General features: G+C 65.9%; 13 protein-coding genes and 1 tRNA gene. 7 read left to right on the plus strand and 7 right to left on the minus strand.

Annotated features, from left to right (window positions below):
• Positions 1 to 33 precede the first annotated feature (33 nt).
• The 4 genes from phnL to phnP are packed head-to-tail and all read left to right on the plus strand — an operon-like array spanning position 34 to position 3221.
• On the plus strand, positions 34 to 750 hold the full coding sequence (gene phnL / locus HMPREF2914_RS16730; protein ID WP_003091778.1) for a phosphonate C-P lyase system protein PhnL: 717 nt from the start codon (positions 34 to 36) through the stop codon (positions 748 to 750).
• Positions 740 to 1903, plus strand: coding sequence for an alpha-D-ribose 1-methylphosphonate 5-triphosphate diphosphatase (locus tag HMPREF2914_RS16735; protein WP_003091776.1), 1164 nt, complete (start codon positions 740 to 742; stop codon positions 1901 to 1903). Before phnL ends, HMPREF2914_RS16735 begins: the two co-directional genes overlap by 11 nt.
• Positions 1903 to 2460, plus strand: a complete 558-nt coding sequence (gene phnN / locus HMPREF2914_RS16740; RefSeq protein WP_003109293.1) for a phosphonate metabolism protein/1,5-bisphosphokinase (PRPP-forming) PhnN — start codon at positions 1903 to 1905, stop codon at positions 2458 to 2460. The genes HMPREF2914_RS16735 and phnN overlap by 1 nt, the downstream gene beginning before the upstream one ends.
• Positions 2451 to 3221, plus strand: coding sequence for a phosphonate metabolism protein PhnP (gene phnP / locus HMPREF2914_RS16745; protein WP_003109294.1), 771 nt, complete (start codon positions 2451 to 2453; stop codon positions 3219 to 3221). Before phnN ends, phnP begins: the two co-directional genes overlap by 10 nt.
• A gap of 38 nt (positions 3222 to 3259) precedes the next feature.
• Here phnP and HMPREF2914_RS16750 read toward each other — a convergent pair whose 3' ends face one another.
• From HMPREF2914_RS16750 to HMPREF2914_RS16765, 4 genes are all read right to left on the minus strand, one after another.
• On the minus strand, positions 3260 to 3445 hold the full coding sequence (locus HMPREF2914_RS16750; RefSeq protein WP_003091768.1) for a PA3371 family protein: 186 nt from the start codon (positions 3443 to 3445) through the stop codon (positions 3260 to 3262).
• A 51-nt stretch (positions 3446 to 3496) separates the two neighbouring features.
• Entirely contained in the window at positions 3497 to 3643 is a 147-nt protein-coding gene (locus tag HMPREF2914_RS16755; protein ID WP_003130258.1) for a hypothetical protein, read from the minus strand.
• Positions 3644 to 3731: 88 nt separating this feature from the next.
• Positions 3732 to 4010: a hypothetical protein gene (locus HMPREF2914_RS16760; protein ID WP_023092625.1), complete on the minus strand. Its 279-nt coding sequence runs from the start codon at positions 4008 to 4010 to the stop codon at positions 3732 to 3734.
• Between the two features lie 192 nt (positions 4011 to 4202).
• A complete protein-coding gene (locus HMPREF2914_RS16765) occupies positions 4203 to 4721 on the minus strand; it encodes a GNAT family N-acetyltransferase (RefSeq protein ID WP_022579681.1) in 519 nt (172 codons plus the stop codon).
• A 177-nt stretch (positions 4722 to 4898) separates the two neighbouring features.
• Between HMPREF2914_RS16765 and HMPREF2914_RS16770 the strand changes: the two genes are divergently transcribed.
• Both HMPREF2914_RS16770 and HMPREF2914_RS16775 read left to right on the plus strand, forming a co-directional pair.
• Positions 4899 to 4973 (plus strand) — tRNA-Arg (locus HMPREF2914_RS16770).
• A 130-nt stretch (positions 4974 to 5103) separates the two neighbouring features.
• Positions 5104 to 5571, plus strand: a complete 468-nt coding sequence (locus tag HMPREF2914_RS16775) for a GNAT family N-acetyltransferase (protein WP_003130262.1) — start codon at positions 5104 to 5106, stop codon at positions 5569 to 5571.
• A gap of 24 nt (positions 5572 to 5595) precedes the next feature.
• On the opposite strand, the gene HMPREF2914_RS16780 is transcribed toward HMPREF2914_RS16775, so the two are convergent.
• The 3 genes from HMPREF2914_RS16780 to HMPREF2914_RS16790 are packed head-to-tail and all read right to left on the minus strand — an operon-like array spanning position 5596 to position 8470.
• Positions 5596 to 6183 carry a JmjC domain-containing protein gene (locus tag HMPREF2914_RS16780; protein WP_003130264.1) on the minus strand — a complete coding sequence of 196 codons (588 nt, stop codon included), beginning with the start codon at positions 6181 to 6183 and terminating at the stop codon, positions 5596 to 5598.
• A gap of 3 nt (positions 6184 to 6186) precedes the next feature.
• Complete coding sequence (locus HMPREF2914_RS16785) at positions 6187 to 7377, minus strand: SagB/ThcOx family dehydrogenase (protein ID WP_003130266.1); 1191 nt, start codon at positions 7375 to 7377, stop codon at positions 6187 to 6189.
• Positions 7358 to 8470, minus strand: a complete 1113-nt coding sequence (locus HMPREF2914_RS16790; RefSeq protein WP_003130268.1) for an aKG-HExxH-type peptide beta-hydroxylase — start codon at positions 8468 to 8470, stop codon at positions 7358 to 7360. The genes HMPREF2914_RS16785 and HMPREF2914_RS16790 overlap by 20 nt, the downstream gene beginning before the upstream one ends.
• Positions 8471 to 8496: 26 nt before the next feature.
• On the opposite strand from HMPREF2914_RS16790, the gene HMPREF2914_RS16795 reads away from it, so the two are divergent.
• On the plus strand, positions 8497 to 8831 hold a 335-nt coding region (locus HMPREF2914_RS16795; RefSeq protein WP_218189186.1), incomplete at its 3' end, for a hypothetical protein.

The raw sequence follows: 8831 nt of genomic DNA on the forward strand, positions 1-8831 counted from the left end.
CGGTCCGCGCGACGGGCGCCCGGAGAAGTAGCGATGAACAACCTGATCGAGGTCCGCGACCTCAGCAAGACCTTCACCCTGCACCAGCAACAGGGCGTAGTGCTCAATGTGCTGCGCGGGCTCAACTTCAATGTCGCCGGCGGCGAATGCCTGGTGCTCCACGGACGCTCCGGCGCCGGCAAGAGCACCCTGCTGCGCACGCTCTACGGCAACTACCTGCCGGCCGGCGGCAGCATCCGCCTGCGCCACGCCGGCGACTGGCTGGAACTGGTCGGCGCCGAGCCTCGCGAGGTGCTCGCCGTGCGCCGCCAGACCCTCGGCTACGTCAGCCAGTTCCTGCGGGTGATCCCGCGGGTGGCGACCCTCGACGTGGTCATGGAGCCGGCCCTGGCCCGTGGCTGGAGCCGCGACAGCGCCGAACTGCGGGCGCGCAGCCTGCTGGCCCGGCTGAACATCCCGGAACGCCTCTGGCAACTGGCGCCGGGCACCTTTTCCGGCGGCGAGCAGCAACGCGTCAACATTGCCCGCGGCTTCATGGTCGAGTGGCCGATCCTGCTGCTCGACGAGCCGACCGCGTCCCTCGACGAAGCCAACCGCCAGGTAGTGCTGGAACTGATCGGCGAAGCCAAGGGCGCCGGCGCCGCTTTGATCGGCATCTTCCACGACCGCGCCGCCCGCGAGGCGGTGGCCAGCCGCTACCTGGACATGAGCCAGGAGCTTTCCCGCCAGGAGCAAGCCCATGTCGTCTGAACGCGTTCTCAGCAATGCCCGGGTAGTCAGCGCCGAGCGGGTCTTCGTCGGCAGCGTGCTGCTGCGCGACGGCCTGATCGCCGCGGTCGACGAAGGCCGCAGTCACCTGGCCGGGGCCGAGGACCTGGGGGGCGACTACCTGCTGCCCGGCCTGGTCGAGCTGCACACCGACAACCTGGAGAAGCACATGACCCCGCGTCCCGGCGTCGACTGGCCGTCGGCCTCGGCGGTGCTGGCGCACGACGCGCAGATCGTCGCCGCGGGGATCACCACGGTGTTCGACGCGCTGTCCATCGGCGACGTCAACCCCAAGGGCAAGCGCATGCAGCAGTTGCCGAAGATGCTCGAGGCCATCGGCGAGGCCGCCGCCAGCGGCGACGCGCGCGCCGACCATCGCCTGCACCTGCGTTGTGAGGTCAGCCATCCGCAGACGCTGGAGGTGTTCCGCGAACTGGTCGAGCATCCGCTGGTGCAACTGGTCTCGGTGATGGACCACGCCCCCGGCCAGCGCCAGTTCGCCAGGCTGGAGAAGTACCGCGAGTACTACCAGGGCAAGTACCACCTGAGCGATGCCGAGATGGACGCCTTCATCGTCGAGCAGGTAGCCAACTCCGAGCGCTACAGCGACGCCGCCCGTGCGGCCATCGTCGATGTCTGCCAGGGACGCGGCCTGTCGGTGGCCAGCCATGACGACGCGACCCTCGCGCATGTCCGCGAGTCGGCCGGCTACGGCATGGCCATCGCCGAGTTCCCGACCACCGTGGAGGCCGCCAGGGCCAGCCACGAGCACGGCCTGCAGGTGCTGATGGGCGCGCCCAACGTGGTCCGCGGCGGTTCCCACTCGGGCAACGTGGCGGCGGCGCAACTGGCGGGAATCGGCGTGCTGGATATCCTTTCCAGCGACTACTATCCGGCCAGCCTGCTGCATGCGGCCTTGCTGCTCGCCGGCGAGCACAGCGAGTATGATGCGATCCGTTACGACCTGCCGCGCGCGGTGGCGATGGTCAGCCGTACCCCGGCGCTGGCCGCCGGGCTGACCGATCGTGGCGAAATCCGCGTCGGCCTGCGCGCCGATCTGCTGCAGGCGCGGGCGCTCGGCAACAACCAGCCGGTGGTGCGTCAAGTCTGGCGCGGCGGGCAGAGAGTGTTCTGATGACAGGCAGACTGATTTATCTGATGGGGCCTTCCGGCTCGGGCAAGGACAGCCTGTTGCAGGCCGCGCGCGAGCCCCTGGCGCTGCGCGGCTGCCGTATCGTGCGGCGGGTGATCACGCGCTCCGCGGAAGCGGTGGGGGAGGACGCCCAGGCGGTGACCCCGGCGCAGTTCGACACCCTCGAGCGGGCCTCGGCGTTCGCCATGAGCTGGCGCGCCAACGGCCTTTGCTATGGCATTCCGGTGCAGATCGACGAGTGGCTGGCGCAGGGCTACGACGTGCTGGTGAACGGCTCGCGCGGCTACCTGGCGCAGGCCCGCCGGCGCTATCCGGATCTGCTCGCGGTCCTGCTCGGGGTGAAACCCGAGGTGCTGCGCCAGCGCCTGCTGGCGCGCGGCCGGGAAAGCCCCGAGGAAATCGAGGCGCGCCTGGCGCGCAACGCCGAGTTCGCCGCCGGCCTGGAGGGCCCGCTGTTCCAACTGGACAACTCCGGTGACCTCGACGACACGCTACGCAGCCTCCTGGCCCGTCTCGGCAGCGACCGCGCATGCGCCTGACCCTGCTCGGCACCGGCGATGCCCGCCAGGTGCCGGTCTACGGTTGCGATTGCCCGGCCTGTCGCAACGCCCGCGCCGACGCCGGCCTGCGTCGCCGTCCCTGTAGCGCGCTGCTGGAGTGCGCCGGCCAGCGCTGGCTGATCGACAGCGGCCTGGTCGATCTCTGCGAGCGCTTCCCGCCCCATAGCCTCGACGGCATCCTCCAGACCCATTACCACGCCGACCACGCCCAAGGCCTGCTGCACCTGCGCTGGGGCCAGGGCCTGGTGATCCCGGTGCATGGCCCGGCCGACCCGGAGGGCCTCGCCGACCTCTACAAGCATCCGGGCATCCTCGATTTCAGCCAGCCCTTCGGCGCCTTCGAGCGGCGCCAGTGGGGCGCGCTGGCGGCGACCGCGCTACCGCTGGTCCACTCGAAGCCGACCTTCGGCTACTTGCTGGAGGGGGCTTCCGAGGAAGGAACGATACGGCGTCTGGCCTACCTCACCGATACCGTCGGGCTGCCGGCGGACAGCGCCTCGCGATTGCTCGCGGCGCCGCTGGACCTGCTGGTGCTGGACTGCTCGATGCCGCCGCAGGAGCGGCCGCCGCGCAACCACAACGACCTGACGCGGGCACTGGAGTGCATCGAATCGCTGCGTCCCCGGCGGGCCGTGTTGACTCACGTCGGGCATGCGCTGGACGCCTGGCTGCTGGACCACCCCGCTGCGTTGCCCGAGGGGGTGGAACTGGCACACGACGGCATGTGCCTGCCGCTGTGAGCGACGCTGTAGCGCCCGGCAAGGTGTTGTGGGCGAAATCAGTCCAGGCTGGGATCGAAGCGGATTCGCCGACCTACCACCAGCGCAAACAGCAGCCAGGCGCCGGATATGCCCAGCAGTCCCCAGGCGCACCAGGCGAGGAGGGTGGCATCGGGCGGCAGGCTCAGCGCCAGGATCGCACTGGCGATCACCACGAACAGAAGAATGACGGCGGATCGTGACATGGTTTCACTCCCGGAGCCCTCTCCGTCGGGCTCGCTGTTCCTTGTGCCGGCTCAGTGGCGCCGAGGTTCCGTGGCGCCCTTGTCGCTCAGCGGAAGCCTCGCTGGATATTCTTCTCCTCCGCGCTCTATCAGCCAGAGCAGCCCGTAGACGCCGACCGAAAGGGCCAGGGCGGTCAGCGGCAAAGCCAGGATCCACATGTTCTTTCTCCCTTCCGCCCGCCAGCATCCCGGGGACCTGTGCGGCGGTGTAGCGTCGTTGGATGCCGGTCTCCCGGCGCTTGCTTCGTCAGAATGTCCAGGCCTGTTCGTCGGCCGCGGTTACCAGCGCCGTGCCGCGCTCGTCCTCGCCTACGGTGACGATGCGCGGGGATTCTTCGGGCACCTGGATCACCAGTCGCTGCGCAGCGGGTGCCCACTGCGGCGTTGCGTTGCTGTCCAGCACTACCGGCCTTTCGCCGTTGCGTTCCTGCGTCCTGTCCTCGTCGCCCAGTGCGCTGTTCTGGAAGACTACGAGAGCCAGCAGGGAAAGAAGTCCGGTGCCGACCAGGTTGCGTGAGCTGCTCATGTTCACCTCCATTTCGTAGCTTTGCCAGGCAGATGGCCAAGGTTTGATCCTGAGGGTCTTGTAGCAGCGGTTGTGCCAACTTTTTCCTATAAAAAATCCTTTTAAATCAATGGTCTATATATGTGTATGGGGCTCTCTGACATGCACTTTGCAAGGATTGGCATTTTGCCGATTGCAAAATGCATGATGAGGTCAGCCCAGATGCAGCGCCAGGCTTACGCCGTGGCTGGTGAATCCCAGCGCGGCATAGAAGCGCTGCGCGGTTTCCCGGTCCTGGTGGCTGGAAAGCGCCAGTTTGTAGCAGCCCCAACTGCGCGCTCGCTCCACGGCCCGGCCGATCAGTTCGCGGCCTACGCCCTGGCCGCGGGCGTGGCGGTCGACCACCATGTCTTCGAGAATTGCCGAGCGGGCGAAATCGTGCGCCAGGTGTTCGATCAGATGCAGGGTGCAGGTGCCGAGCAGGCGCTCGCCGCGCTCGGCCACCAGGGTGACCCGGTCGTCGCGCGGTCGTTGCAGCTGGATGGCCAGCAACGCCGGGTCCGGGCGCGGATCGGCGCTACCGAGTTGCTGTAGCAGCAACGACAGGCGCGGCGCGTCGTGCTCGCTGGCGATCCGCACATCGAAGCTGGCGAAGGGGGAGTCCGGTATCCGCGGCTGGCGCGGGGCGTCCGGCAGGTCCTGTGCGGCGGGAATGGCGACGGTCTGGTTCATGCTGCACCTCCAGGGTTGCGGAAAATTATGCGCAGCCTTGGTGGCAGTGGCATGACAAACGCTTTCTCTGCCGTTAACATGCCGCCCCGTCAGCGCATCGTGCATTGCGCCGCTGGACTCCGATGGAGATGGTCTTTCTGTCGAAAGCCGGCATGGCAAAAAGCACCGGCGCGATTCGTCCTCGTAGTTTAATGGATAGAACGGCCCCCTCCTAAGGGGTCGGTACAGGTTCGATTCCTGTCGGGGACGCCACCTTCTTTCTTTACCTTGCCTCCCTCCAGGCGCCATGCCTGCGCTGTCCGGCCTGCCGGCATGGCAGGCCGGCGTCGCCTGGGCAATACTGTGGAAACATGGTTTGCCGACGACCGACGGGAGGGCGGGCATGTCTGCCAATCGGGTGAATATTCGCCTGGCCCGGGTGGAGGACGCAGAGATGATCGGCGCGTTCGTACGCCGGCTGACTCGCGAGCATGTTGCCCGTGATTTCCCTCCACAGGGGCGGCGTTTCCTTCAGCGAGCCCTTGGCACTCCGCGAATCCTGGAGGGTATGCGTGGAACCTGCCGCTATTTCGTCGCCGAGGAGCGGGGGAAAATGCTTGGCGTCGTCGCCACTCGCGACGACCATCATCTGCTCATGCTATTCGTCGCGGAAGAGGCCCAGGGCCAGGGGCTGGCGCGTGCCCTCTGGGCACGTGCGCGCGAGGCTTGTCTCGAGGCGGGATATTCGGGTGTCTTCACTGTCAGCGCGGCGCTGGGGGCTGTGCCGGTCTACCAGAGGTTCGGTTTCGTGGCGAGCGGTCCGGTGACCACCGAGCACGGTGTGACGCGTCTGCCGATGACGACCCGGTGAGGACATCCTCCCAGCAGGCGTCGGCTAGCTGCCTTCCGGCGCCGCGAGGGTGGCCGACACGGAGCCTGCGGTCGTTGTCGTTTCGTGCCATACGCCCTTTGGCACCAGAAGCCAGTCGCCCGGAAACAGGTTATAGGTTCGCATCCGCGTCGGCGCCTCGAGCTCCCGCCCGTCGTAGATGACGTGGCGCTCGCCATTGGGCAGGACGCAGTTGTGGCTTGGCTGTTCCACCGCGGGCTTGTCGCCCAGCCTCCAGGTCTTGCAGCCGAACAGTTGCACGATCCATACGGTACGAATGTCGAAATGCAGCGGCGCTCCGCATCCTGGCGGAGAGATATAGGCGTTGACCCGATCGATCACCGCCGCGCCGCAATCACGCGGCTTCAAGCGTTCGCGAAGCTCCACCACCGTGCGTTCCAGATTCATGTAGCAGCGCGTCCCGGCCGGTCTGTCCGGAGCTCCGCTTGCCGGCAGCGCTATTTCCAGGTGCGCGCCATCCGCCGCGCGCAGCATGACCTTGGCTGGGCTTTGGCTGAGCGCGACGACGAACAGGCGATCGGTCCGGGGATCGAGTACGCCCGGGTCGTGTCCATGGGAATGCACGATGTCCATCTTCTACAGGGCGCCCGCTTCGTCCTGGTTTTCCGTTCGAGGACGCGAATGGTCGACGATGTCCGGTTCCAGGGCACCGACTCCGAAGACGGCGAATACCGGTTCGCGCAGAGGGTCGAAGCCGAGCAGGTCCTCGAACAGTTCATCGCGCAGGGCAATGGTGGTGAAGGCGCCAAGGCCTAGCCATGACGCGGTGAGCAGAAGCGATTGCCCGCTGAAGCCGATCTCGGCCATCACGGCCCGGGCGACGCGCGAAAAGTCGTATTTCCAGGCCGTGCGCGGAAGGAACGCGGAGCAGAGAAAGATGACGGCGGCTTCCCGAACCCATTCCTGGTCTCCGCAGGCCTTGGCGATCCACTCGTGTGCATCCCCCGTCCACAGGCGCTCCAGGCCGTGGCGGCGAACGGAATAGTGGTAGATCCCTCTCTCGATGCCGTCGACGTTGAGGACGATCGGATAGACTTCGACCGGATGTAACGAGCCGCCGCTCGGCGAGGTCTTGCGGACGAACACGTCGCCGAGAGGGTTGGGTACGCTCTTGATCATGCCCCAGGCGAACTTGAGCAGGCTGGACAACTGGGCTTCGGTGAGGGGATGGTCCGCGTATCGGCGAGCCGTCCTCCTGTTCAGCATGGTTTTCGGGAACGAGGGTTCTCCTCTGGAGGCCGTCATGCGTGGTTCGCTCAATGGACTGAACGGTGCCGCCGGATATTCCATGAAGGCGGATGCCTGACGCGTGACGGCTGCCTTCTCGGCCAGGGCGGCATTGAACTCCGCGGGTGGGGCGAAGATCGTCTCCCTGCTCGTCCGTGTTGCGAGCAGGAAGCGCATGGCGTCGCCCCAGCCCGCACCAGGGGCGCGCAGGCGGGTTCCCCTCAGATCCTCGGCGCGCACCGTCAGCACATCGAGTTCCAGCAGATCGTGCAGAACGCCGATGGCTCTGTTGACAGACTCCGCCTCGCCTCCCTGCTCGAAGGCCCGGCTGACGAAATCGTCGGGTTCGATCCAGTCCATGAACAGATCCAGCAGCGGTATCGCCTCCCTGGAAAAGGCTTTGCTGGCGCCAGTGGCGCGGTTCTCGAGGACGATCTGATCGTCGAGCAGCGTTACTCCCACGCCGTCCGAGAGATGCAGGGCGTTGCCGCTGATCCGCAGGGTGGCTGGCTCATCCGTTTCAACCTGTCGCTTCTGCATTCGCTTTCTCCCGCTCGTGCCGGACCCGTCCGCGAATTTCGCCATCCAGTTCGGCGAGTTCTTCGGCAAGCCGCTCGACGATGATTCTTCCCTGTTCCGTCAGGTTGGCGTCTCCTTGCAGCATGGGGGTCGCCTTCAGGCAGCCGGACAGGATCAGTAACGCGCGGCCCCGGCATTCGGCCGCTTCCCGTCCATCCAGGTTTGCTCGGCGCCAGTAGTACTTGACCAGTAGGGCGTAGATGTAATGGGCATGCAGGAAGCCGAAGAGATCACGACGCGAGCCGGACCACGGCAGCACGTAGTTGGCCTCGAGCGGTGTCTGCGGGAGGGTCAGCCTGGTCATTTCTCCAAGTTGGTAAAGAACCTGATGTCCGGTTTCATGGACGATCGACTCTTCAAGATCGAGAAGTGATTCATCCATGTTGCCCAGGTAGACGATTCCGGAGTAGCGCGCCGCCGAGCAACTGCGAAATGCCGCATCCGGAAGGTAACCGAAGATGCGCACGCACTCCTCGATCTGCGCATGCAATTCGGGCCAGGCCGTTTCGATGTTCTTCAGGGCGCTGCCGAGAAGGCCGGCTTGCATTCTCAACGGATGGCCGATGGTGCGTCCTTCTTCTCCGGAGGAGGAGGGGGCACGACTGAAATCATAGGTTGGCGGTGTCGCTTTCATGACATAGGGATGCAGATCCTCGCGCTGGAGTGCGATCGCGCTGCCGGGGACGTAGAGGTTGGCCTTGCCTGTGAGTCGACGCTCGACGTCCTGCAGTACCGAGGGAAGTTTCGATATATGGCGGATGAGTTCTTCCGTGCGCCTGTTGGCCGATGCGCGGAGGAAAAAACGCAGCCAGATCGAATAGACGGGATCATCGAAGACGAGCGTAGATCCTCCTTCCCCCTCCCGGAGATTGAGCAGCGGCTCGGGGAGGCCAGGCTCCTGTGCCGTCCTCAGCACTTCGTCGCATTGTTTCAGGGCATCGAGACCCAGCTGGGTACGCTGCGCAAGGATGGCCTTGCGCAGCGAGTGGAAAGCCCCGAGCCCCCTGTCGGGCTGGAATGCCGAGTTCCAGGGGCGGTCGGTGCCCGGACTCATTGAGACTCACCCTTCAGATTGGCTAGTTGTTTGCTTCCCTGTTGCTGTTGTTGGTCAAGGATAGCGGCCAAGCCTTGGAGGAACTGTCGACCTTTCTGCTGTTGCTGCTGGTCGAGCAACGCGGCGAGGTCCTGCAGGTTGCGGCCTCCCTGCTGTTGCTGCTGGTCGAGGACAGCGGCCAGGCCCTGGAGGAACTGCCGGCCCTTCTGCTGTTGCTGCTGGTCGAGCAGCGCGGCGAGGTCCTGCAGGTTGCGGCCTCCCTGCTGTTGCTGTTGGTCGAGGACCGCGGCCAGGTCCTGGAGGAGCTGTCGGCCCTTCTGCTGTTGTTGCTGGTCGAGCAGCGCGGCGAGGTCCTGCAGGT

It is taken from the genome of Pseudomonas sp. HMSC067G02 (assembly GCF_001813485.1).
In the GTDB taxonomy this organism is placed as follows: domain Bacteria; phylum Pseudomonadota; class Gammaproteobacteria; order Pseudomonadales; family Pseudomonadaceae; genus Pseudomonas; species Pseudomonas aeruginosa.